Here is a 24,256-nt window from a genome sequence, read left to right as displayed (position 1 = left end):
GATTATGCCAAGAGGGGCGCTCGCGCGCCCCTCGTTGGTCTAACGGTTGCCGCATCGGCGCGTATCAGCCAACCGCGGAACGGTGTAGCAGCGGCACGTGGAACGGCGTAGCAAAATCGGCGTAATAAGCAACGACGGACAGGCCCAGCACATGCCGCCAGCCGCCCTCGTCGCAGCCTATCGCCGTGACCACGGCCGTCGAGCAGACGCGGCGTCGAGCCACAGGTACGGCGTGCGGCCACCCTCATCGCATGCTCGTACTAAATCGCAATCCGTGCATCCTTTGTGTCAAATGCGGCAGCATACGCATTGAGCAAGTGCAAGGCAGAAGCTCGGTCAATCCAGAGCTTCCGTTTTTGCAGTCGCATCAGGCACCGGCTTTCACGCAGCCAGAGCAGAGGTTCCAGTCAACGGTTCCGCGAAGCTCGCTGTCGCGGTAATTGCCTCCGCCATCGGAAACGGGCGAGTCGAACACCCTGCCGGCCACAAAGGCGTCATCGAAATCGATCGGGATCTTGACGCACTTGACGTGCGACGCCTTGCCCACCAAGTCGAGTTTACTGATCGTGGCGACGAGCCGCACCTCGTTCTCGTAGGACCAAGACTGGTGCTTCGCTATCTGCTCTATGCCGTTGAAGGCCCGGCAGTTCATAACATGACGGCCCCCTTCTATCGACGGCCTGCCAACGGTGACGTTGCCGTCAGCATGATTCTGGAAATAAAGGACGTCAACGAGGCGCAGACTCAGCCTGTCAGCAGGCAGCTCCACGATGCACTCGAACTTCCCGTCGGTACCGAACCAGCCGCATTCGTACGATTCGCGGCCCATCGCCCCCTGCAACGTTCGGCGATCGAAGTTGATCATCGCGCCATTGCCATCCATGCCCCCATAGAGCATCCACATCGCGACACTTTCAGTGGACGAAGCCGAGAAGCACGCCCCAAAACGCTTGGTTGACATGAAGGAAGGATTGAAGTGCTCGCGGTCGTATTTGTCGTTCCAGCTCGTGCCGTCAGTCAGATATAGCGCGCCGCCCCCCAAGATGCCAGCTATGCGGGCGCGGGTCGCATAGTGCTTGTACTCTCGGTGCATCCCGCCCCTGTCGGCCAGAAACGAAAGCACATCCCTGTACCCCTCAAGGTGCTCCTGCGGCTGCGAGTGATATAAGACGTCATCTCTGAGAACTTGCTTCTCGTAGGCAGTTAGAACACCCGCAAGAGTCGGCTTCGCCTCTTTGATGCTATCCCGTTCTCCCATTGTGCTCCTCCGCTGTTATGCGTTTCGTGGCTATTCTTGCTTGCGCCACACCATCTTGTCAACCACACCGGTATAGGACTGGATGATCTTAACCACCTTGGTGGACACGGTCTCATCAGCATAATCGGGCACAGGAGCCTCGGGGTAGCTGCCCTCAGCGTCCAGAGCCACAGCGGTATGCACTGCCTGTAGCAGGCCCTTCTCGGAAATGCCCGCCAGCGTGAAGCACGCCTTGTCGAGCGCCTCGGGACGCTCGGTCGAGGTGCGGATGCACACCGCCGGAAAAGGCTTGCCGATGCTCGCGAAGAAGCTCGACTCCTCGGGCAGAGTGCCGGAATCGCTGACCACCGCGAAGGCGTTCATCTGCAGGCAATTGTAGTCATGGAAACCCATGGGCTCGTGCATGCGGACCCTCGGGTCCAGTTTGAAGCCCGTGGCTTCCAAGCGCTTGCGAGAGCGCGGGTGGCAGCTGTAGAGGATGGGCATGTCGTACTTCTCGGCCAGCGCGTTGATAGCCGTGAACAGACTCGTGAAATTCGCCTCGGTGTCGATGTTCTCCTCGCGGTGGGCGCTGAGCAGCATATAACGCTTAGACTCCAACCCCAGCTCGCTAAGGACGTTGGACGCCTCGATCTTCTCGAGATTCGCGCGCAACACCTCCGCCATGGGGCTGCCCGTCACGTAAGTGCGCTCGGGGGCGCAGCCGGTGTCCTTCAGGTAGCGGCGCGCATGCTCGGAGTAGGCCAGGTTCACGTCGCTGATAACATCCACGATGCGGCGGTTGGTCTCCTCGGGCAGGCACTCGTCCTTGCAGCGGTTGCCCGCCTCCATATGGAAGATGGGGATGTGCAGGCGCTTGGCAGCAATAGCCGACAAGCAGCTGTTGGTGTCGCCCAGGATGAGCAGAGCATCAGGTTTCACCTGCACCATGAGCTTGTAGCTCGCGGCGATGATGTTTCCCACCGTCTCGCCCAGGTCGCTGCCCACGGCATCCAGATACACGTCGGGGTCGTCAAGCGACAAGTCACGGAAGAAGATGCCGTTCAACGTATAGTCGTAGTTCTGTCCGGTGTGCGCCAGCAGACAGTCAAAATGGCGACGGCACTTCTTGATGACCTCCGAGAGGCGGATGACCTCGGGGCGCGTGCCCACGATGATCAGCAGCTTTAAACGGCCGTCGTCCTTAAATCGAACTATCTTTTTTTCATCCTGGTTAATCATTTCGAAGTCCTCCTGATAGCTTGCCTGAGCGAAAGGTCCGGCGGAAAGCCGAACAAACGCCTCGCGGCAAGCTTCACCAGCACGCCGCAGTAATCTTTCATCGGATAGAGCAGCTTGCGCTCGATGAGCTTCTCGTAGTTACCATCCACTTCCACGGTATCGGGATGTCTTAGCGGGAAAGAGAGCTCATAGCCCGCCATCGAGCAGAACCGGTTCGTCATGTCGAGGGCAAGATCTGTACCGCCATGCTCCGAGCACTCATCCACCCCGATGTTCTCAATTAGGTTCACGCAGGGCGCAATGCCGTAGTAGCCTCCAGTCCTAAGAGTCCACGCCATATGGTAGTCCCACGAATAAAAACGGCCCGTTCTTTCCCTATGCGCCTTCTCGTACTCAACATTGAAGAGCTGCTGAGGGTACAGCCTGTGAACCGAGTAGGTAGAGCGTGCGCGCGTTTTGTCGCCTACCCCGACCTTTTCCAATTCGAAGTCATACGAGCCGAGGAACTTATCCGCCCAAGACGCCCATCCGCAAGGCATGAGTTGCCTCGTAAACACGTATGAGGCTCCGTCTGCGGCATCGTACCGGGAAAGATAGTTGGTTCCGCAAATCCAAAGCACCTCGTTTGAATCCTTATAGCGTTTGAGCATCTCCTCGCAGAAAGGGAAGAACGAGGCAGATGGCAGATTATCGTCTTCCAGAAATATCGCCATCGGCTCCTGCTCGAAAACCTTCTTGGCGCCAAGGGCGATATTGCCATACACACCTCGGTTCTCCTTGGCGTAATCCCGCACGACCTCACAGTCCCAGGTGATAAAAGCCTCAACGCCCTCTCTTACCTCTGCTGCTGCGCTTCGTTCAGCATCGTCGCGCCCCTGGTCGGCGATGAGGTACAGCTTTTTAGGTCGTATTTCTGCCAGTCGCGCAAAAATCTTCTCAAGAGTATCGAGCCTCTTAAAGATAAATACGACAACCGGGATGTCAAATCGTTCCCTATCGCTCATTACGTTCGGCCTCCTTCCTCAGAAGTTCGAGTGTTTTTTCACACTGTCGCTCGGGGCACTTTTCCCTGAGCACAAATGCTCGCGCCCGCTCAGCAAGATTAGATGCCTTCTCGGGGCTCATCTTCAGAACTCGCTCGATAGCAACGTCAAGACCATCCTGAGCAGCGTCAACGAAAAGCCCTTCGTAATCATCGGGCATACCATCAAGTTTGTACGCAACCGTGGGAACACCGGACGCGAGGTATTCCATCATCTTCGAAGGGAAGCTGAACTTCGTGTACTCCCCTTCATTCTTCCGCGGATTCACGAGGACCGTCGCCCCAGAACGCAATATAGCCACTTCTTCAGTGGTTAACACGCCGAGATAGCGCACCCTGGAATCTTCCGACTGCATCTTCTGTATTTCTTCCACAGCCTCCCCATCACCGCAAATCACTAGGCCAACATCTCCATCGTCAATATGCTTGAACGCGGAGAGCAAATCACCGATACCATACCTATACTGAAGCGTGCCCGTGTATAGGATATATCGAGCAGGAAGACTGGCGTTGGGTATTCTCGCAAGCTCGGCACCTGACACGTCCGCAATACCCTCGACAACCGCACAGTGCGACAAATCAGCACCGAGGCAAGGAGCCATAGCCGCCGTAAGGGGTACGTAGCAATCCATCCCCCTCATTCCGCATGAGACAACGTGGTTCTTAATCCTATGGAGCAGACCCGCGCCATTTTCGCCCAGCTCCATATATTGAGGAAGATCTGGAACGATAAGGCAGCATACACTATCTGGAAAGCGCCTCTTTGCGAACTTGAGCGCAGTGACAATGGGATAAGTCGCAGCGTAGCCAACAAAATACAAACGCTCGTCTTCCTCGCAATTGATGCGCCTCAGCTCAGCCTTCAGCCTCGAAGCGCGGGAAAACTCCTTGAGAACGGGGAGATTGACGAACCCCGCTCCAACATCGCTCGATTCGCCTTTGGCGTGCCGAAAAGTGTAACGAGGAATAAGTACCCCTCCATATCTCTTAGGAAAAGAGCCAATATACTCAGAATTCAACAGATGGACATTATCCTCGCCAAGACATAAGTCATAACCGTGTACAAACTTCCACTGAAGGTTGTTTGCCGCATTTTGAAGACCAGACTTCGTAAGCCTCCTTATCTCATCTTCTCGCTCGCGCGGAAACAAGCCGCCAACGAAGTATAGGGTTTCTTTTGTCATGTCTTTATGCAACAGAATCCTCCTCGCCATTCGCGGTGAGCCAGCGATTGGCAATATGCTGGGAAACCAAGACCGGGATGAGCACGAACCCATTTGCAAGCACAACCGAAGCCCAGCCCGGGATGATGATTGACAGCCCTACCGAGAGTGGATATTTTGCGATTGCGCCCAGGCAGTAACCTACAACCTGCGGCCCAAGACGATTGGTGGCATTGCCAAGACAGGTCTCGGAATTGGTCAACACCGTCACCGCCACAAGGAATACGAGGGAAGCCGACTCCACTAACGAAAGTGCAGGCGCCTGGCTGCCCAGCCATATTGCCAACACGGGGTTGATAAACAGTCCTATAACAATTGTTCCGACGGAAGCGATGACAGCTAGTGCGAGGTATTTCCTGTGAACAATACAAATTCTACGGCTATCCCGCATCGCAAACGAACTGGCCATATCGGACCAAATCGGCTGCGCCATGACACCGAAGAACACCAGAATAAGATTGAAAACCCTAAAGGCAACGGAGTACGGAACCACGCTTCCCGATCCGCAAAGCAAACCGATAAACATCTCATTAGTCGAGGAAATGAAGAGCAGGGCTATCTGAATCACAAAAAATTTGAGTCCGAGAGAGCCCAGGGCGCGAAAATAGCTCGATCTCACATTTTTGAACCTAGGAACATAGGACTTCAACTTAGTGACAAAAAGCACAAATGCAGCAAAGATAAGGGGAACGGACAACGCGACTACTTCAGTTATGCACATATACATGAACTTCTCGCCCGACCCTGTCAAAACAGGCGGGAAGGCGACAGCAAGCAGGATGAGGCAGTTAGATACGAGCAAGAGCAAGGCAGGTGCCGCATTCCTTTGAACCGCGTAAAGCAGGGAGTTCACAAGCTTCAGAATAAGCTGGAGAAGGGTCCCCACAATAACAATAGTCATGCCGGCGGCAAGGTCGTCAGCTCCGAGTTCCCCTTTGCCAACAGCAAGAACCGCGTTCCAGTCAACTAAGACGGACGCCGCTGCCCCTAAGGGAATAAGCACAATGACAACAACCCCCAGCACGAAGATGGACGAGGAGATCACCACGCACGCCTTCTTATCATCGTGCTCGCTAAGGGCATAGGTGAGATCATTGCGCAGCCCATTGCCAATCCCAAAGTCGAAGAACGAAATCCAATTCAACACGGAAAGAACCGTGAACCAGGCGCCAAGCACGGCGTCGTTCGAAAAGAAACTCATCATCAACGGGGTTGAGACAAGGGAAACGACGAGTGCTAGCACCTTAATTCCGGCATTGGCTGCTATGCTAAGCTTAAGCTTGCTTCTCATTGGCACCCTCATGCTTAGATCCGGAAATCAGATCGGTGAGTCCTTCTCCAAAGGATAGAAAAGCGAAAATGAGCATATAGGTCAAAGCCGATGCAGTGTGAGGTTCTTTGTTGATGACGATCACGAACATGACCAGCAGCACAAATGCCGCCGTTGCCGGCAGGCGTCGAGTGGCAAACACGCTCCAGGTAGTAACAAGCCACATAGCAAAGCCTAAAATTCCAAAAGCAGCAAGCTGAAAAAAACTTGTAGTCGTCAAAGAGTCAACGGTAGAATTTGAGGCGACATAAGCGGAATAAACATCCAAAGCCCCTCCGTAACCATAGCCAAGGACCGGACTTTGAACAAACAAATCCCAGCAAATAGAAGGCGACTGAAGCCTTGTGAGCCTAGTCACAGCATCGGCATCCGTAAGCTTGCTAAACAATGACGGATTTATCTTTGCGAGCTCAGCGATAATCGACGAGAAATTAACCAGCACTACGATAAATACGATGAGCAAGCTTAACGATATGGCAATCCTTACTTTTCCGCCACGTTTAAGAAGTCCGACAGAAAGCGCCAGCGGAAGTAGAAGAATGCCAGCGGTTGAGCCAGTCGTAAGCAAGGTGGCAATTAGCAAGGAAAGACGTAGTTTTGAAACCTTGCTCTGAAGCATGAACTCGACGGCTATTGCAAGAAGCAAATATGAAGCGAAAACACCCGATTCCCAAAAGAAACCCATACTGTTGTTTCCCTCTATATATGTTTCCTCGAACTGGGAAGCGATGATTATCGTTTTGTAATGAACGCCGTTGACGTTCTCGAGAATAGGCAAGGGCAAATCGATGCCCGCGATATTAAGCACAACCCATAAAGCCAGCGAAAATACCGAAGTGACGCACATCACAGAAACAAAGACCTTGCAAAGGCTCTCAGGATCTTCTTTCCGAGCACAAAGATACGCAAGAAATACTACCGCGAGAAGCGAGGTTGTGTTCGTGATATTAGAATAGCTTGGATTTGCCAAAGCTGAAAAAACGGGGGGAACTGAAAACGCCAGAACCCCAACCATCAAAGCAGACTTGTCACCTTCCCGATCAGGCAAGAACAAAAGCGCCACGCAGGCAAGGACGGCAAGCGGAAAGCAAATTCCAGAAAAACCCTTAAGGGTTGAAATCGCACTGCAACTATTCAAGCAAACAGTTGCCCCGACGAACAAGCCAACAAATAGACGATCGAGCCTTACCCCCATTATCCTATTTATAAAACTCATTTCATACCAAATCGTAGTAAGTGTCAGGATTCTCAGGGTCAAACGGCTCATTGGCCCACATCACGGTCACCAGATCCTCATCATCGGAAAGGTTTGTAATACTATGCGTATAACCGGGAATCATCTCTACCACACGCATATCCCCTCCGGTTACAACGTACTCGTCAACAGGATAAGGGTTTCCCTCTTGATCGGCACCCACTTTGCGAAGCTTGATTTTCGCAGTGCCAGAGACGACGAGAAACTTCTCCCACTTGCTCATGTGCCAGTGATTTCCCTTGGTGATGCCAGGTTTTGATACGTTAACAGAAATCTGGCCACGATCGGGCGTGCGAAGGAACTCGGTGAAGCTCCCGCGCGCATCTACGTTGGGCTTCAAACTGTAGGCAAAGCGGCCCGGTTCGTAGTAGCTCAAGAACGTCGAGTAGAGCTTTTTGCTGAAAGATCCATCCCCTAGATTCGGCACTGCAAGCGTTTCGCGCGCATCGCGGAAGCCCTTCAGGAGACCCACAATCTCGCCCAGCGACGCCTTCTGGGCGCCCGGGGCGTAGCAGTAACGGCCGTCCTCGGCCGGCACGCACTCGGCACCGGCGTAGCGGCACCGACGCACGTCGCCCACAAGGGCATCCAGCATCGCGGTTACCAAATCGTCGATGTAGAGCAGCTCGAGCTCGACCGAAGGGTCGTTGACTTGAAACTCTCGATCGTTTGCAATGGCATCGCAAAACGTGGCCACGGCCGAGTTGTACCGCGGGCGGCACCACTTTCCATACAGGTTCGGGAAACGATAGACCATCGCCTTCGCACCCGTGCGCTCCTCATAATCGAACAGAAGCTCTTCACCTGCAAGCTTACTCTCGCCATAAGGACTCCCAGCGTAGCGACCCTCAAGGGAAGCCTGAACACTGCTCGAAAGCATCACCGGGCACTTGTTGCCGTGGTGCTCAAGCAAGCTAAGCAGCGTCTCGCCGAACTCCATGTTGCCCTTCATGAACTCTGAAGGGTCCTTGGGGCGATTGATGCCCGCCAGATTAAACACGAAGTCAGCAGCGGAACAGTAGAAGCTTAACTCTTCCTGCGTACCGTTACGATCGTACTCATAGACGGTCAGAGGGAGCAGGCTTTGATACTTCCCTCTACGGTCTTTGCCTTCGGCTATGTTCCTCAGCGCTTCGCAAAGATTCCGTCCTACAAATCCATTTGCGCCAGTAACCAGAACCTTCACTACTGCACCGCCTCGTATTCGCGACCTTCTAGGGCTAGCTGCACGTACTCGGCGGTCTTGATTTTCTCCACCGTGCCAGCCACGTCCAGACGGCTGGTGTTATGGGAAGTATACGCCTCGTCGGCCATAGTCGTTACTTCGCCATTCACAACAAACTTATCATAGTTTAAATCGCGCGAGTCGCAGGCTACGCGGAAGTAATCGCCCATGTCCTCTGCACGCAAACGCTCCTCGCAAGTCATTAGCGTCTCATAGAGCTTTTCGCCGTGACGAGTACCGATGACTTGCGTACCTACGCGTCCGAACACTTCCTGAACTGCCTCAGCAAGATCACCAATAGTGCTCGCGGGTGCCTTTTGAATGAACAAATCGCCCGGGTTGGCATGCTCAAAGGCAAATTGCACTAAGTCCACCGCTTCATCAAGATTCATGAGAAAACGCGTCATATTGGGGTCGGTGACGGTTAACGGCTCGCCCTTGCGGATACGATCGATGAAGAGAGGAATCACGCTGCCCCTCGAGCACATCACATTGCCATAACGGGTGCAGCAAATAGTCGTGCGCCCCGCACCATTGCGCGCATTGGCATATATAATGCTTTCCATCATAGCCTTAGACTTTCCCATGGCATTGATGGGATAGGCAGCCTTATCGGTCGAAAGGCACACTACACGATCAACACCTTCGTCGATAGCGGCATGCAGCACATTGTCCGTGCCTAGTACATTAGTGCGAACAGCCTCCATGGGAAAGAACTCGCAGCTAGGCACCTGCTTCAATGCTGCAGCGTGAAAAATATAGTCTACGCCATGCATTGCATCGCGTACTGACTGCAGGTTGCGCACATCGCCGATGAAGAAGCGCACCTTATCGGCAAGTTCGGGTGATTTTTCCTGCAGACGATGACGCATGTCATCCTGTTTCTTCTCGTCTCGACTGAAAATGCGAATCTCCGCCAAGTCGGTATGCACAAAGTGTTTTAGCACGGTGTTGCCAAAGCTTCCTGTGCCGCCAGTAATCATCAGAGTCTTGCCGGTGAATGCAGTGCTAGTTGTCATACGTTTATCTCTCCTCAATAAGATTGGCGAGTAGAGCCTCGAGTTCATCGAGAAATCTACCCTTGGTAAAATGGACCAGATAATACTCACGAGCACGCCTGCCCATGCGATCCTTCTCTTCATTAGGCAACGCCGCAAATCTGCGCACAATGCGGGCCAGCCCCTCGGCATCTGCCGTGTCGCAGCACAAGCCGCAATTCGCTTCATCCAGCACGCGGCGCGTTTCGCCATCGAGCGCCGCCAGGACGGGCCTGCCAGCAGCCAAATAGGTCGTGACCTTTCGTGGAAGCGTATAGTCAGCCATTGGACTTGCTTCGAAGGTCACAAGCATTGCGTCGGACGCTGCATAGTACGCTGGCATGTCCTCCACGGGTTTTCTGCCGTGAAACACTAAGTTATGAAGCCCCAACTCTGCAGCCCGTGTTTTACAGGCATCCAAATGAGAGCCGGAACCCACCACATGAAAAGCTATCGAGGGCTCATTCCGCAGCAAGCCAGCGGCCTCAACTATGGTCTCCACCGACTGAGCCTGGCCCACATTGCCCGCAAACGTAAGATTGGTTTTGGCCAGCTCGTAACCGTCGGGCACAGAATCCGCAGGCGCTGACAAGAAGGCATCATCAGCATATTGCGGAAGGTATGCCGAGTCGGGAACGCTAAGCCCCAGTTCGCTACGAAAGTACTCGTCAAAAAGCGGCGAGGTCACGGCGATACGGTCGGCCTGCGAGTAAATACGCTTAGATACCGAACGCATCCACCTGAACGGCAAAGAGGATTCCTTGAATCCACCCGCCAAAAGCGAAGCAGGCCACAAGTCGAAGCAGTACAACAGCGCCTTTTTGTTGTTCTCCTTCGCCCACACAAGAGCAGGATCAGCCTGCATCACGGGCGAAAACTGATACCCCATGGCAACGTCATACTCGTCACCAAGGCTTCTAGCTATTTTATTTGCGTTTCGCCAGAAACTCAGGTAATTGCGAACACGATTCACTCCGCCCGTAAGACGCGGATGTAAATCGGCGCGAATGACACGCACACCGTTTCGCACAACGTCGCGACGAGCGGAATCACGCCACTCATCGGGAATATCGTTTCCCGGCATTCCAGTATTGGGAAGCGCAGTGATGATGGTCACCTCATGGCCGCGCGCGACAAGCGCCTCGCATACGTCACCGGTGTTGAAGGGCTCAGGCCAATAGTGCTGGCAAGAGACAAGAATACGCACCCTACCGAGCCCCCTCGCCAGTCGAAACAACGCCGAGCGTCTTCAATATGATCTTCAGGTCCACGACGATGGAGCGATGCTCGATGTACTCCAAGTCCAGCACCACTTTCTCCTTAGGCAACAAGTTATAACCGCCCATCACCTGCGCCAGGCCTGAGAGGCCAGGACGAACAGACGTCCTATAATTCCAACCATGAATCCTCTTCTCGAATTCCTGGCAAAACGCCGGCCTTTCAGGACGGGGTCCGATTAGGCTCATATCCCCTTTTACGATGTTCCAAAACTGAGGAATCTCATCGATACGTTTTTCCCGCATGAACTTGCCGAACGGAGTGACGCGCGGGTCATCCCCAACGGCCCACCGTGCACCGCGAGCCTCGGCATCGGTATACATGCTTCTGAATTTATAGACGTTGAAAATCTTGCCGTTCTTGCCGACACGCCTCTGCGAGTAGATGACAGGCCCGGGGCTCTCGAGCTTGATTTTCGCAGCGATGATTGCCATGGGAATAGCGAGAATAATCAGCGCGCAGCTGCATGAAACCACATCGAAAGCGCGCTTCACGAAACGGTAAGCTAAGTTGCCGCCTACAACTGGCATCTCGAGCTCAATCACGTCGTCGCCCGGGAGGAGCTTCGCCAGCATATCCGCTGGGATGCCGTTCTCAGTTAACTTGGGTTCATATTTCCCAACTGCGTCGATATTCGCCGCTTCACGGCGCTCGACGGAGGTGTAGGCAGGCGGCTCCTCAACGCCGCCATTAGCTGCAGACACAGCCAATGGCGTCATGACATCTTCTACGGACACTACGCGCACACCGCCCTCAAAGCGGGCTTTGCGAGATGCATTTCCGGGATGCGCGCGAGGATATGGTCCCTCACCATACCCACAGCCGCAGCCGCGATGTCGAAGGACCTCTTGGCAGCGCGGAACGCTATGCCGATAGCGCTCTGCGATACCAAATGTCCCTCTCCCTCCGTGCCAACTCGCGTGCCTCCAAGCCTGTCTACCTCTTGAAAAATCGTCGCCATCTCCATCCGCATGTGCTCGACATGTAGGGTTCCGCTCGTCATATTCCCGTTTCGCCCGCGCACAAAAACCTCGACCTGAATCAGGTCGCTTTCGCCCTACCTCTTAAATTAATTACGATTTATTTATCATATCCTAAATAAATGTCGGGGTTCCATAGAAAATAAACAGTAAGTCCTCAAACAAACACTCTATTGCGAAATTTTGTTAAGAATAGGCGATCTCCATTGAAGCCATTATACAGGGAAGATATTATCGTGATGAGGATAAGGTAAGTTGCTGTTGGTTCGCCGCAAAATGGGGCTCCCGCCCACTGCTTGCCCGACGGAGGCGCACGTCCCCGTCCCCATGTGCTATGATGCAACACATCATCAGCATTGACGCATTCGCTCAAGTGAAAGAGGAAACGATGAAAAAGAAGCTTACTGCCATGATTTGTGCGCTCGCCCTCGCCATGGCGATGCCGACTCTGGCATGGGCATCGAACAGCCCGCAGAAGGTAACGTCCAACACCTGCACCGCATCCCAGGGCGCATCCCTTACGGTCACCGGCAAGACCGACGACTCCACGAGCAAGCTCGTCGTCGAGGCAACCTCCGACCAGGCTTCCAACGTGTCGCTCAGCGCCACCCAGAAGATCGTAGGCACCTTCAAGGTTTACGACGTGCCCGAGGGCAGCACCTACGGCCCCTACACCCTTACCTTCAACGTGGGAACCGAGTACAACGGCGCCACCGCCACCGTGTTCATCGAGCACCAGGGCCGCGACGCGAACCTCGGCACCGAGACGAAGACGGCGACCGTCTCCAACGGCAATGTGACCATCTCCACCGATGGCCTCTCGCTCGTGACCATCGCGGTCGACTCCTCCACCGTCACCGGTGCCACCACCGACGCAAGCTCCACCTCCCCGCAGACCGGCGTTGACATGACTGGCATCGCCGTTGCCACCGCCGCATGCGCCATCGCCGCCGTTGGCGTGGGTGTGGTCCTTCGCAAGAAGCTCGCTGAATAGCACTGACAGCACACGCGGTTCCCGACCTGGGAAACCGTACTGCGCGCATGACATTGCAAAGAAGAGGGCGCAGCTGCCCTCTTCTTTGTTGTAGGAAGAATAGAGGAGAACCGCTTCAATGACCCTGCTTGAGCTGCTCGAGCTCCTTCGAAAGAAATGGTACCTGGTGCTCGTGTTCCCCCTCGTGTTCGCGGGCGCGACCGCAGCGTACTGCTGGGGCTTCATGACCAACAACTACACCGCCAACGTGTCGCTCTACGTGCTGACGCAAACGACGAACGCGACCGACGGAACCGGCCGCGTGACCAGCTCCGACACCTCGGCTTCCCAACAGCTTGCGAACGACCTGGCGAAGATCGCGAAGACGTCGACTGTGATGAGCTCCACCGCGAGCGCCCTCGGTATGAGCGACCTCAAGGGCTTCGATGTGGGGGTAACCTCCGACACCACGAGCCGCGTCATCACGCTCACCGTCACGGGCAAAAGCCCCGAAGGCGCCGCGAGCGTGGCCAACGAGCTCGCCGACCGCACCTCGAAGGCCGCCATCGACGCGATGAAGCTCGACGCCGTGAACATCATCGACCGAGCGAGCGTGCCAGACAATCCCTCCGGCCCCAACCGAGTCATGTACACCGCGGTTGCCCTGCTCGCAGGGCTGTTCGTCGCCATCGCGATCATCGTCTTGCAGGACATGCTGGACACCACCGTGAAGTCGGGCGACGACGCCGAAGAGCTGCTGGGGATTCCCGTTCTCGGCCGCATGCCCAAGCCGAAGAAGGCGAGGTAACATGGCCAAGAAAAACCGCAAGCGCCCTAGCCAGTTCCAAAATCCGCTTCTGAGCAACGCCTCGAAAACGCTGTTCGCCAACATCCGCTTCGTCTCCATCGACGAGAAGGTGAAGACGATCGTGGTCACCTCGACGGGCATGGATGAGGGCAAGACCCAGGTCAGCACCAACCTTGCCTGCGCCATCGCCAGCTCCGGCAAGAAGGTGCTCATTGTCGACACCGACATGCGTCGCCGCTGCATCGCGGGGCTTCTGGGCATCCACACGGAATGCGGCCTGTATTCCGTGCTCGTCGGGCAGGCGCCGCTCAAAAGCGCCATCTACCCGACCGACCGCCCCAACCTGTACTTCATGGACTCCGAGCCGAACATCCCCTCCCCTCCCGACGTCCTTTCGACCAAGCGCTTCGCGGCTCTCGTCGACACGCTGCGCGAGATGTTCGACTACGTGATATTCGACTCGCCCCCTATCGGGCTTTTCGTTGACGCTGCCATCATATCGAACCTGGTCGACGGCACGCTGTACGTCATCCGCGAGCGCGCGGCGAAGCGCGACGCTGTCGTCGCCGGCGTGCAACAGCTCAAGGCCGCAAATGCACGCATCTTAGGATCGGTCATCACGTTCTCGCGCGAAGAGGCGAACAACGATTACTACTACGTCTACTACAACTCCGAGGGGAAACGCGTCTCCCACAAGGACCGCGAAAAGCAGCTAATGGAGAACCCCAACGCGCGCGATCTTGCCGCAGACGACATCGGTCAATGGGCGCGCAAGGCGGGAATCGACCCCAAGCAGGCAGAACGCAGAGAAAGCGGCGAACGGCCACGGAGGCAAGGTTCGGGCGCGGGTGTGGGCGCAGGTGCGAGCCCGAACGCGAATGCGGGCGCTGGCATGCCCCCAGCTGCAAGCCCACAGAGGGCCACTCGAGCGAGCGCCGACGAGCAGTTCCCGCGCGGCGCCTTCAAGCCAGCAGTGCCACGCCGTGCCGACGGTCGCGCGCCACGCCACAAGAACACGAGGATCTAACACAGCGCCCATGACGGGAAGCCCGCTTCGGCTTCCCGTCATGCTTTCAAACGCCCTGCGAGAAAGAGGCACTCGGCCAGCGGAAAGAGCGAATCGCACGGGCGGTTTGTGCAGGCGGTGGCGCGTGCAACCCACACGGGCAGCGCTGCCGACAATTCACACGATCAGGGCCGCCGACAGCTCGCTGACCAGCATCATTGTAAGGAACACATGGCAAACGACAAGACGAAACCGACCGAAGAGGATATCGCCCCCAAGCACGCGAAGGCACCGAGCGCCAACGCATCGGGCACGGGCGACGGCTCCCACAAGAAATGCCCGCAGATTGCGGCGCTCATCGTGCTGCTCGTCGTGCTCGTGTGCGCGGCAATCGCCGGCGGGGCGTACCTCGTGTGGCAGAACGCCCAGATCGCGAAATCGGCCGAGGAGGCAGCCACAACCCCCGAGCCAGAAGCCCCCGCTGCCTCGCAGGACGCTGCGGACCCGCGGGTGGAAAACCCCATCGACTTCGCGTCGCTTCGCCTGGAGAACCCCGACATCTACGCCTGGATCTACATCCCCGGCACCGATGTGAACTACCCGGTGGTGCAGCACCCGACCGATGACACGTTCTACCTGAAGCACAACAAGGACGGCGAATGGTCCGAGGAGGGCGCCATCTACACGCAGCTGGCAAACAGGACTGACTTCTCCGACCCCGTCACGGTGATCTACGGGCACAACCTGGTGCAGGGAACCATGTTCACCACGTTGCACCGCTTCGAGAACAAAAACTTCTTCGACTCCCACGAGGACATGTACCTCTACACCGACGGGCACATCCTCACCTACCGCGTGATTGCCGCCTACCAGTACGACAACCGCCACATCCTGAACTCGTTCAACTTCTCCGACCCGACCATCGTCCAGCAGTACTTCGAGTCGGTACTCAGCCCCGACTCGCTCGTTGAGAACGTGCGCGAGGGAACAACGCTCACTTCAAGCGATAAAATCGTGCAGCTGAGCACCTGCACCGGCGATTCCAACCACATCGTGAGAAGATACCTCGTGACGGGAGTTCTCGTCAGCGACCAACCGACCTACTAACGCGAAAGACGAAGCACTTTGGAAGAGAGCGAAACGAAAGACAACGCCCTGGATGAGGCGGGCAGCGGCACAACCTCGACCCCCGAGGCGCCCGCAACCCCCGAGGCTCCCGAGGGGACCCCGGTGCCCGCAACCCCCGAGGCGCCCCAGACGATGGAGGAAGAAGTCCTCATCAGGAAGAAGAAGCGCCATCATTCGCGTCGCAAGAAGATCTTGAAGCGCGTCGCTATCGTCGTGGGGATTCTCGTGGCGATCGCGGTCGCCATCGCCATCGCCGCCTTCGCCTTCATGAAGTCTGGCGAGAGCGCCGTGAAGCAGGCCAACACCGCCGATGACATCCAGGCGGACGATAGCGCCGTGACCTACGACGAGGGCCGCACTGTCGAGTACAACGGGAAGACGTACGCGCTGAACGAGAATATGGTTTCCGTCGCCGTCATAGGCTACGACCGCCAGACCGAGGAGGTCGTGCCGGGCAAGAGCGTCGGGCAGGCGGACGCCATCATGGTGCTCGCCGTGAACCTCGACACCGGCAAGACGACGGGAATCGGCATCCCGCGTGACTCGATGGTCGAGGTGGGCGAGTTCATGGGAGACATCTTCACCGGCATGTCGACCATGCAGCTGTGCCTGGCCTACGCATACGGCGACGGCGGTGAGCTGAGCAGCCAATACACCGCCTCCGCAGTTTCGCGCGTGCTGTACAACATGCCCGTGAGCTACTACTTCTCGCTTGATATGGACGGCGTAGGCGCGCTCGCGGATGCCATCGGTGGCGTGTCGCTGACCCCGACACAGTCGATTCCCAACACCAACATCGTCGAGGGCGAGCCGACCGTTTTGTTCGGAAGCAACGCACTCAAGTACGTGCAGTGGCGCGACACATCGGTGCTGACCTCGTCGCTCGACCGCCAGACGCGCCAGTCGCAGTTCGTCGAAGCCTTCTGCAAGCAGGCGCTCTCGAGTGCCCAGGGCAATGTCGGGACGCTTGTCAACCTGTACACGACGGCTTCGAACTATGCCGTGACGAACTTGGGACTCAACGAGTTCAGCTACCTGGCAAGCTCCGTCTTGGCGACAGGAATCACGTCGGTCGACATGACCACCCTTCAGGGCACCATGCAGCAGGGGGACAAGTTCGCTGAGTTCTACCTGGACAAGACGAACGTGTACGAGACGGTTCTCAACGTGTACTATCACGAGGTGGGAAGCGAGGAATAGGGCCGCCGTGCTCGACAAGAGAGCGGGCACGGGCACGTGCGGCGAAGCGAGCGTACGGTAAACGAGCGGGCAGCGAGGCAGCGCGGGAAAGGAGAGGGCGTGTTCGACATCCATTGCCATATCTTAAACGGAGTCGACGACGGCTCGCGCTCGCCAGCGGAATCCCACCAGATGCTGCTTGCCGCGCGGGACGCCGGCATCGACCACATCGTGTGCACCCCCCATTGCAAGCACTCCGACTTCGATGCGGAGCTCATCGAGAAGCGCTATCGGGCCTTCAAGGCGCATGCGGAGAAGAATGGCGTGCGCCTGAGCTTGGGATATGAGGTGCACTGGAAGAAGCTCGCCGACATGGGGCTCGACGCGGCGCCCAGCCTCTGCATCAAGGGCACCAACTTGCTGTTGCTCGAGTTCTCGAACAGCCATCTGCCGGCGAACTGGCAGCGCGCGATTTACACCATCCAGGGCAAGGGCGTCGACATCGTGATCGCCCACCCCGAGCGCTACAAGCCCGTGCAGGAGGATATCGACGTCGCGCGCGAGATGAGGGAAATGGGCTGCCGGCTTCAGCTTTCCGCGAACTTCGTGGAAGGAGGCATCTTCAACCCGCGCCGGCGCACCGCCACGGCGCTGCTCAAGAACGGGCTGGTCGACTACCTCGCAAGCGATGCCCACCGTGTAGAGCACTACGCCACCTACCTCAAAGCGCTCAAGGAAGCCCAGAAATACTAGGGATTATCTTCTGCCCAATCTTTGATTGAGCCCGGCAGGCGCAGGTGGATCAGCGTTTGCTGTTGGCTAGAACAGGTTAGTTTTGGACTTGCTCTTTCCCTCCAAAGTCCTACCTGGCCTTTCGCGATTGTCGTCATTATCGCTTTTATCGTCAGAGTATCGAGAATCGCTTAATCGTCGATCGCGCCTGCGCGCGAAAAGAATCGCTGTACTAATTGCTCTCGGAAGACGTCTCCGATTCTTCTTCTCCCGCTGCCGCCTATCGGAGAGTCGCGACGTCGAGCCCCTTCCCTTCCCCCGCCGCCACATAACTCGCGAAGCCGATAGTTAGACGGACAAGACGGCAGGTCAGGTGATTTATTTCACGCAAGGCCGCATTGTTGCTTTCGCCGACGAAAGGCCGCCACAGCGCACACGTCGTTGTGGCGATGACGAACATTCAGAAAGGCTGGACTCGAATCAGCTTTCACTCCAACAGCTAACGCTTTCCCGACAGCCACTTTTAGCGCAAAGGTCTGAAGCGACTTTCATGCCTGACGGACGCGAACGACCGTTGCGCCGCGAACGTTCCTGATTGTCAAACGCTCTATGACCGAATTGCATCGCACCATGGGTTCACATTGAGCGAAAATGCAACATGTGACATAATCACTAAATGAAATTTAAAGGAGGCAGACATGGAAGTGCGCAGGGATAGATACCTAAACAGCCTGATAGACAGAATGCACAACGGGATGATCAAGGTAATCACGGGCGTCAGACGGTGCGGCAAAACATATCTGCTGTTCGAACTCTTCGGCAACTACCTCAGGGACGAGCTAGGGGTTGGCGACGATTATATCGTGGAGGTCGCATTGGACGAGGAAGCGAACAGGGGCCTGCGCGACCCAGGTGCACTTGACAGCTATTTGAAGTCTAAGATAGCGAATAAGACGTCGAGATACTACGTCATGCTCGACGAGGTGAAATACGCGATCTCCGACGAGGAGCTGCGCGGGCACGAACCACCTCGCCTCTATGGTGTGCTCAACGGCCTGCTGCGCATGCGAAATGTCGACGTCTATGCGACAGGCAGCAACTCCAAACTGCTGTCCTCTGACGTCATGACGCAGTTTCGCGGACGAGGAGACGAGGTCCGAGTGCGACCACTGTCCTTCTCCGAATTCATGCAAGGCTTTGAGGGAGACAAATACCAGGGTTGGGCCGAGTATGTCGTCTTCGGAGGCATGCCCCTGCTTCTTGGCATGCGCACGGACGAGCAAAAGTCCCGCTATCTAGAGCGCCTGTTCTCCGAGACATACTTGAAGGATGTGGTGGCCAGGAACAAGGTGGCAAAGACCCAAGAGCTCGAAGACCTCGTGGACGTGCTGGCATCCTCCATCGGCTCGCTCACCAACCCACCCAAAATCGAGGCGACCTTCAAAAGCGTTCTGAACTCGAAGATCACCGCGAACACCATTTCCACTTACATCAGCTACCTTGAGGAGTCCTTCCTCATCGAAGAGGCCCGCCGGTACGACGTCAAGGGACGCAAGTACATCGGGAGTCCTAAGAAATACTACTTCGAGGACATCGGCCTGCGCAACGCGAGGCTTGGATTCAGGCAGGTCGAGGAGACCCACATCATGGAGAACATCGTGTACAACGAGCTGCGCGCGAGGGGCTTTTCCGTCGACGTCGGCTCTGTCGCGAAGGCTAGGCGCGTCGACGGCAAGGTAGTGCGCAAGCAACTCGAGGTGGATTTCGTCGCGAATCTAGGTTCCCGGCGCTATTACATACAGTCGGCGCTTCACTTGCCGGATGAGGAGAAGACACGCCAGGAAAAGGCCCCACTTCGCGAAGTACCCGACAGTTTCAGCAAGATCGTGCTCGTGCGCGATGTGGTGAAGCCGACTTACGACAACGAGGGGATTCTGACTATGTCCGTGTTCGATTTTCTGCTCGACGAGGAAAGCCTGCCAAAATAGCTTCTTGGACGCACTTTGAACGCTCTCCAAGAGTCCGGGAACGGCGTTGGGAATGCGAGCCTCCAACAATCGGACGAACCCCCGATATAGCGGGGGCAGCATTCAACGCTCTTGGACAAGCCTGCTTGCTGAGCGAATGCAGTGGACAGCGGCCCGAAAAAGTACAGCCCCCAAGACAGATTTTGGCACGAAAACCGAGGTATCCCACGCGGAAGGCGCGGTCGTGGGTCGCTCTCGAATTGAGCGAGTCCCTGACCTGGGGATTCTTCCTACGATCGAAAAGCAACCCGCGATGGAGTACAGAAATGAAGCCCTCGTCGTGGGATACCTCAGTTTTCGTACCAGAATCTTCCTGAATCGCTGCACCAATTGCGCCCAGATGAGTCGCGACGTCGAGCCCCTCCCCTTCCCCACCACCACACTTCGCCACATTCCCTTTAGGGCTCTCATGCGAGGGGATGGGAGAACGTGATGCAAACGCGCTCGGCGGGCTCGACAATCTGTTTGGAAGTGAGCGTCCAGCCGGACGAGCTGAGCGCCGGCCTCGTCAAACGAAGAAACATCTGTAATCACAAGAGGCACACGAATGATGGCATCTATTGCTAGTTTTACGGAAGTGTATTATGATTCACTTCCGTAAAACTAGCAGAATCGGCATTGAATTCGCAAGGAGTAAGTCATGTGGCCGAGTGTAGCCTATGAGACATGCGCATGGGAAAGGGATTACGACGAGCTCGCGTTCATACCCAAGAGTCGCAGACGCAAGATTTTGCCGACATATGAGGCTGCGCTCCCAGCAAAGATTGCCCAACTGACGGTCAACCTGTCTCCTGAGATTCAGCGGCGGATTGCAGATGTCGAAGTTGCCGTAACGCGCTTCGACGAAGCCCAGAATGCGCGCGATTGGAACCTTCCAGCCCTCCTTTTAAGAAGCGAGTCTTCATCGAGCTCCCAGATTGAGAGGCTCACATCGAGCGTGCGCAATGTGGCACTCGCAGAACTTTCCGACAAGGCACCTACGAATGCGCTCCTCATCGCGGGCAACGTCGCCGCCATGCGCGAGGCTCTGCGGCAAAGTGGACCCGTGAGCATCGATTCGATCTGCAGCATCCATGACGTGCTCATGGCAGAAACCTCCGAGTGGGAGGGACTGCGAGACGAGCAGGTATGGATCGGTGGCACGCCCTACAGCCCGCATGAAGCGTCGTTCGTGCCCCCTCACGCAAGTCGCGTTCCAGACTACATCAACGACCTAATTGAGTTCGGGGTGCGGGAGGACGTTCCTCCCGTGGCCAAAGAAGCGATTTTCCACGCGCAGTTCGAGACAATCCACCCCTTTACGGACGGCAACGGCCGCACTGGCAGAGCGCTCGTGCATCGCATGCTTGCAAACGACGAAGTCCTGATGCATTCAACCCTGCCCGTCTCAGCGGGCCTGCTGCATGACGTTGAACGGTACATGAAAGCGCTCGACGCCTACCACGTCGGAAAGATTGAGCCAATAATCGCCTGCTTTGCCGATGCTCTGGAGCTTGCCGTCGTCATCGGTTTGCGCATCGCCGACGACGTGGACGATGTGTTGAGCGCATGGCGTGCCTCGAACACCGACCGCGCAGGATCGGCGTCCCACGGTTTACCCGAGCTTCTCGTCGAACAGCCTGTCGTGGACGCCGCATATGTCGCCAACCGTCTCGCCATCACCGACCGAGCGGCACGCACTCTTATAGAGACCGCTTGCGAGAGAGGTATCCTTTCGAAGATGGGTAATGCGAAACGAGGAGCGTACTACCAGGCTGATGAGCTTATCGGGATACTCGAGGAAGCATCGAGATTGCAAGGCATACGAAGAATTGCAGCGCGATAGCCATAAGGGGTCGCTTCCGGTAATAAACAGGAAAAGCGAACGCTCGGAAGGGCAAGTTGCTCTTCCGAATCGGAATGGCGTGCGAGTCTGAAATAGTACAGCCCCCAAGGCAAATCTTGGCACGAAAACCGAGGTATCCCACGGGGAAGCCACGAGTCGTGGGTCGCCCTCGAATTGGGCGATGCGCTGACCTGGGAATTCTTCCCGCGACCGAAAAGCAACCCGCGATGGAGCGCAGAAATGAAGCCCCCGTCGTGGGATACCTCGGTTTTCGTGCCGAATTCTTCCCGAATCGCTGCACTAATTGCGCCCGGAAGGGTCGCGCCGCCGAGCCCCTTCCCTTCCCCACCACCACATAACTCACGAAGCCGATGACTTGACGAACAAGACCCCTCTTCCAAAGAAGTGCCTCCCGAAAGTGATTGGGAAAGGGCCAATCGCCAAGAATGCGATTCGCGCTAGGACAACCTGACCGTATTACGAAATAGCGTGTACGAAAGAAGGGACAACCAATTCCTAAGGGAGCGCCTATGATGCATCACGCCAGACTCCTAGGAGCCGCCAAGGAGTAGGAAGGATTGCCATGTTCACAATTGAGGGAACGCACGGCACGGCAGCGTGCTACGCGACGAACATAGAGGACGCGTGCGTCGAGCAGATCCGCACGATGCTCGGCATGCCGTTTGCGGAGGGCGCAAACACCGCCATCATGCCCGACGCGCATTTCGGGATAGGCTGTACCATCGGGACCACGATGAGGGTCACGGACGCTGTGGTACCCAACCTCGTGGGCGTCGACATCGGATGCGGCATGCTCACGGCTGACCTGGGCCACAAGCCCATTGACCTGCCCGCCTTCGATGAGGCGTGCCACAAGATCCCCTCGGGTGCTCGCGTTTGGGATGGGCGCAAGGAGCAATTCGACTTCGAGGAGCTGCGCTGCTACCGCGAGCTCAGGGACGTCAAGCGCCTCAAGCGCTCGCTGGGCACCCTCGGCGGCGGCAACCACTTCATCGAGATCGACGTCGCCTCCGACGGCATGCAGCGCCTGGTCATCCACTCAGGCTCGCGCAACCTGGGGTTGCAGGTGGCGAACTACTACCAAGGCCTCGCCGTCGATTTGCACAGCGGCAAGGAGGGCTTCTTCGAGCGCAAGCGGGAGCTCATCGACGCGTACAAGTCGGCCGGGCGCCGCGACGAGATCCAGGCGGCGCTCAAGGAGCTCGCAGCGCAATACGAGGGCGCAGAGCCCGACGCGCCTGCCGACCTGTGCTGGCTGTACGGCAGCTACATGGACGACTACCTGCACGATGTTGACGTCTGCCAGCGCTTCGCCGCCCGCAACCGCGTGCGCATGCTGGTGGAGATTCTGGCGAGAACGGGGCTTGACGCCTCGTCGGAGTTCCATACCGTCCACAACTACATCGACGTGGATGAGATGGTTCTTCGCAAGGGCGCCATCGCCGCGCACGCGGGAGAGACCGTGCTCATTCCGCTTAACATGCGCGACGGCTCCATCATCGCGAAAGGGCGCGGCAACGAGGCGTGGAACAACTCGGCGCCCCACGGCGCGGGCCGCGTCATGTCGCGTCGCGAGGCAAGGGAAACGCTCAACCTGCGCGAGTACCGGACCACCATGGAGGGCATCTATTCGACCTCGGTGAACGAGCGCACCATCGACGAGGCGCCTGGCGCCTACAAGCCCATCGAGGACATCATCGGCCCCATCGCCGAGTCGGTGGATATCATCGATGTCATGAGGCCTATTTACAACTTCAAAGCGTCGTAAGGGAAGGCGACGGGGGCTGCTTTCCGCCCGATGCAACCGACGCAAAACCGACGTAAAATTTTTCGTCGGTTTTTCGTCGGTTGCATCAGGAAGAAACACGAGGAGGCCCGGTGCGAGACGGGGTGAGACAGGGGTCGGGTGACTTGCGTCGCGTCGGGCGTGAGCGGCAAGGCTTTTGGGTGCAAACCCGACCTCCTTCGATTCGGGGGGATGAAAACGAATGGGCTCGATATTTGAGTTTCGAGGATGCTACATTACTGGGATTTCTGTAAAAATCCCAGCAGTAGAATCGCCCACGGAGCTACTATCTTTCATCTCCGTCACTGCCCCAAACGCAAAAGTCGAACTCAAGCGGGGATAACCCCTCTCTTTCCGCTAGAGCCCGAACAACTTCTTGGAAACCCTCGCATGGTTTTCGGTTCTCGAGGGTCAGCTTGCTCCAACGGACTTCGTCCTTGGCCGCCCAGTCGTGGGCACGTGGGCGCTTGTATGCGAAATTCTCCAGCGAAGCACGGAGTCCTTCTTCCCCCTCGTCCACCAACCTTCCTGCGAGCTTGGTAACTTTATCCACCATTATGCCATCCATAGGACAATGACAGTATTGGAAGTCCTCCCTGCAATCATCCATGTAAATGCCCAAGGCAATGTATTTCGCGGTCATGTTGATGAGTTTTTGCGCATTGCCGAACCCGAACGAGGAATCGTCATCCCCGTATCCAGCAAAAGCGTTAATCACGTTCTCGGCAGTTGCAAGGAAGGATGTATCGTGTTGCTCCCTGCATTCGTATCCTTCGTCGATGCGGAGGCGATTGATATAGCCCCAAACCGCTTTCTTCGCGCACTTGGCGTTGTCTTTCTGCTCAGAAGTTGCACGAAAACCGAGGTATCCCACAGGGAAGGCGGGATAGGCTGCACTGCCCAATCGGTTCCGCCTTCTTAC

General features: G+C 56.6%; 22 protein-coding genes. 9 read left to right on the top strand and 13 right to left on the bottom strand.

Annotated elements, in window-relative coordinates; all coding sequences use genetic code 11:
• Positions 1-64 precede the first annotated feature (64 nt).
• The 12 genes from F8C90_RS10945 to F8C90_RS10940 all read right to left on the bottom strand — a co-directional run bounded on the left by F8C90_RS10945 (position 65) and on the right by F8C90_RS10940 (position 11,761).
• On the bottom strand, positions 65-223 hold the full coding sequence (locus tag F8C90_RS10945; protein ID WP_170264582.1) for a hypothetical protein: 159 nt from the start codon (positions 221-223) through the stop codon (positions 65-67).
• Positions 224-367: 144 nt separating this feature from the next.
• On the bottom strand, positions 368-1,258 hold the full coding sequence (locus tag F8C90_RS07200) for a DUF2971 domain-containing protein (protein ID WP_158049843.1): 891 nt from the start codon (positions 1,256-1,258) through the stop codon (positions 368-370).
• 30 nt (positions 1,259-1,288) lie between these two features.
• The gene (gene wecB / locus F8C90_RS07195; protein ID WP_158049842.1) at positions 1,289-2,479 is read right to left on the bottom strand and encodes a non-hydrolyzing UDP-N-acetylglucosamine 2-epimerase; all 1,191 of its coding nucleotides are present in this window, start codon (positions 2,477-2,479) and stop codon (positions 1,289-1,291) included.
• Complete coding sequence (locus F8C90_RS07190) at positions 2,476-3,483, bottom strand: glycosyltransferase family 2 protein (protein WP_158049841.1); 1,008 nt, start codon at positions 3,481-3,483, stop codon at positions 2,476-2,478. Before F8C90_RS07190 ends, wecB begins: the two co-directional genes overlap by 4 nt.
• Positions 3,473-4,705, bottom strand: coding sequence for a glycosyltransferase family 4 protein (locus tag F8C90_RS07185; RefSeq protein WP_211361058.1), 1,233 nt, complete (start codon positions 4,703-4,705; stop codon positions 3,473-3,475). The genes F8C90_RS07190 and F8C90_RS07185 overlap by 11 nt, the downstream gene beginning before the upstream one ends.
• Before the next feature lie 4 nt (positions 4,706-4,709).
• The gene (locus F8C90_RS07180; protein WP_170264588.1) at positions 4,710-6,035 is read right to left on the bottom strand and encodes an oligosaccharide flippase family protein; all 1,326 of its coding nucleotides are present in this window, start codon (positions 6,033-6,035) and stop codon (positions 4,710-4,712) included.
• Positions 6,019-7,269, bottom strand: coding sequence for an O-antigen ligase family protein (locus F8C90_RS07175; protein ID WP_211361057.1), 1,251 nt, complete (start codon positions 7,267-7,269; stop codon positions 6,019-6,021). The genes F8C90_RS07180 and F8C90_RS07175 overlap by 17 nt, the downstream gene beginning before the upstream one ends.
• Before the next feature lie 22 nt (positions 7,270-7,291).
• Complete coding sequence (locus F8C90_RS07170; RefSeq protein WP_158049837.1) at positions 7,292-8,515, bottom strand: polysaccharide biosynthesis C-terminal domain-containing protein; 1,224 nt, start codon at positions 8,513-8,515, stop codon at positions 7,292-7,294.
• Positions 8,515-9,573 carry a polysaccharide biosynthesis protein gene (locus tag F8C90_RS07165; protein ID WP_158049836.1) on the bottom strand — a complete coding sequence of 353 codons (1,059 nt, stop codon included), beginning with the start codon at positions 9,571-9,573 and terminating at the stop codon, positions 8,515-8,517. The genes F8C90_RS07170 and F8C90_RS07165 overlap by 1 nt, the downstream gene beginning before the upstream one ends.
• Positions 9,574-9,577: 4 nt before the next feature.
• Positions 9,578-10,798 (bottom strand): glycosyltransferase family 4 protein, encoded by a 1,221-nt coding sequence (locus F8C90_RS07160; RefSeq protein WP_170264587.1) that lies wholly within the window; start codon positions 10,796-10,798, stop codon positions 9,578-9,580.
• Between the two features lies 1 nt (position 10,799).
• Positions 10,800-11,606, bottom strand: coding sequence for a sugar transferase (locus tag F8C90_RS07155; RefSeq protein ID WP_211361055.1), 807 nt, complete (start codon positions 11,604-11,606; stop codon positions 10,800-10,802).
• Positions 11,606-11,761, bottom strand: coding sequence for a hypothetical protein (locus tag F8C90_RS10940; RefSeq protein ID WP_170264586.1), 156 nt, complete (start codon positions 11,759-11,761; stop codon positions 11,606-11,608). Before F8C90_RS10940 ends, F8C90_RS07155 begins: the two co-directional genes overlap by 1 nt.
• 476 nt (positions 11,762-12,237) lie before the next feature.
• Here F8C90_RS10940 and F8C90_RS07150 point away from each other — a divergent pair, with 476 nt between their 5' ends.
• From F8C90_RS07150 to F8C90_RS07110, 9 genes are all read left to right on the top strand, one after another.
• Positions 12,238-12,843 (top strand): hypothetical protein, encoded by a 606-nt coding sequence (locus F8C90_RS07150; RefSeq protein ID WP_158049834.1) that lies wholly within the window; start codon positions 12,238-12,240, stop codon positions 12,841-12,843.
• 118 nt (positions 12,844-12,961) lie between these two features.
• Positions 12,962-13,630 carry a YveK family protein gene (locus F8C90_RS07145; protein ID WP_158049833.1) on the top strand — a complete coding sequence of 223 codons (669 nt, stop codon included), beginning with the start codon at positions 12,962-12,964 and terminating at the stop codon, positions 13,628-13,630.
• 1 nt (position 13,631) lies between these two features.
• Positions 13,632-14,657 carry a CpsD/CapB family tyrosine-protein kinase gene (locus F8C90_RS07140; protein WP_158049832.1) on the top strand — a complete coding sequence of 342 codons (1,026 nt, stop codon included), beginning with the start codon at positions 13,632-13,634 and terminating at the stop codon, positions 14,655-14,657.
• A 210-nt stretch (positions 14,658-14,867) separates the two neighbouring features.
• Entirely contained in the window at positions 14,868-15,743 is an 876-nt protein-coding gene (locus F8C90_RS07135) for a class B sortase (RefSeq protein ID WP_158049831.1), read from the top strand.
• 18 nt (positions 15,744-15,761) lie between these two features.
• Positions 15,762-16,964 carry an LCP family protein gene (locus F8C90_RS07130; RefSeq protein ID WP_158049830.1) on the top strand — a complete coding sequence of 401 codons (1,203 nt, stop codon included), beginning with the start codon at positions 15,762-15,764 and terminating at the stop codon, positions 16,962-16,964.
• A gap of 99 nt (positions 16,965-17,063) precedes the next feature.
• The gene (locus tag F8C90_RS07125; protein WP_158049829.1) at positions 17,064-17,696 is read left to right on the top strand and encodes a tyrosine-protein phosphatase; all 633 of its coding nucleotides are present in this window, start codon (positions 17,064-17,066) and stop codon (positions 17,694-17,696) included.
• A 677-nt stretch (positions 17,697-18,373) separates the two neighbouring features.
• Positions 18,374-19,663 carry an ATP-binding protein gene (locus tag F8C90_RS07120; RefSeq protein WP_158049828.1) on the top strand — a complete coding sequence of 430 codons (1,290 nt, stop codon included), beginning with the start codon at positions 18,374-18,376 and terminating at the stop codon, positions 19,661-19,663.
• A gap of 679 nt (positions 19,664-20,342) precedes the next feature.
• On the top strand, positions 20,343-21,527 hold the full coding sequence (locus F8C90_RS07115; protein ID WP_158049827.1) for a Fic family protein: 1,185 nt from the start codon (positions 20,343-20,345) through the stop codon (positions 21,525-21,527).
• Between the two features lie 583 nt (positions 21,528-22,110).
• Positions 22,111-23,316, top strand: coding sequence for an RtcB family protein (locus F8C90_RS07110; protein WP_158049826.1), 1,206 nt, complete (start codon positions 22,111-22,113; stop codon positions 23,314-23,316).
• A gap of 304 nt (positions 23,317-23,620) precedes the next feature.
• On the opposite strand, the gene F8C90_RS07105 is transcribed toward F8C90_RS07110, so the two are convergent.
• Positions 23,621-24,238: a hypothetical protein gene (locus F8C90_RS07105; protein WP_158049825.1), complete on the bottom strand. Its 618-nt coding sequence runs from the start codon at positions 24,236-24,238 to the stop codon at positions 23,621-23,623.
• Positions 24,239-24,256: the final 18 nt, after the last annotated feature.

The sequence above is a fragment of the Ellagibacter isourolithinifaciens genome (assembly GCF_008831035.1).
GTDB classification, from domain to species: domain Bacteria; phylum Actinomycetota; class Coriobacteriia; order Coriobacteriales; family Eggerthellaceae; genus Ellagibacter; species Ellagibacter isourolithinifaciens.
Note: the sequence above shows the minus strand (reverse complement) of the source record. Positions and strands in the feature narration are given on the sequence as shown.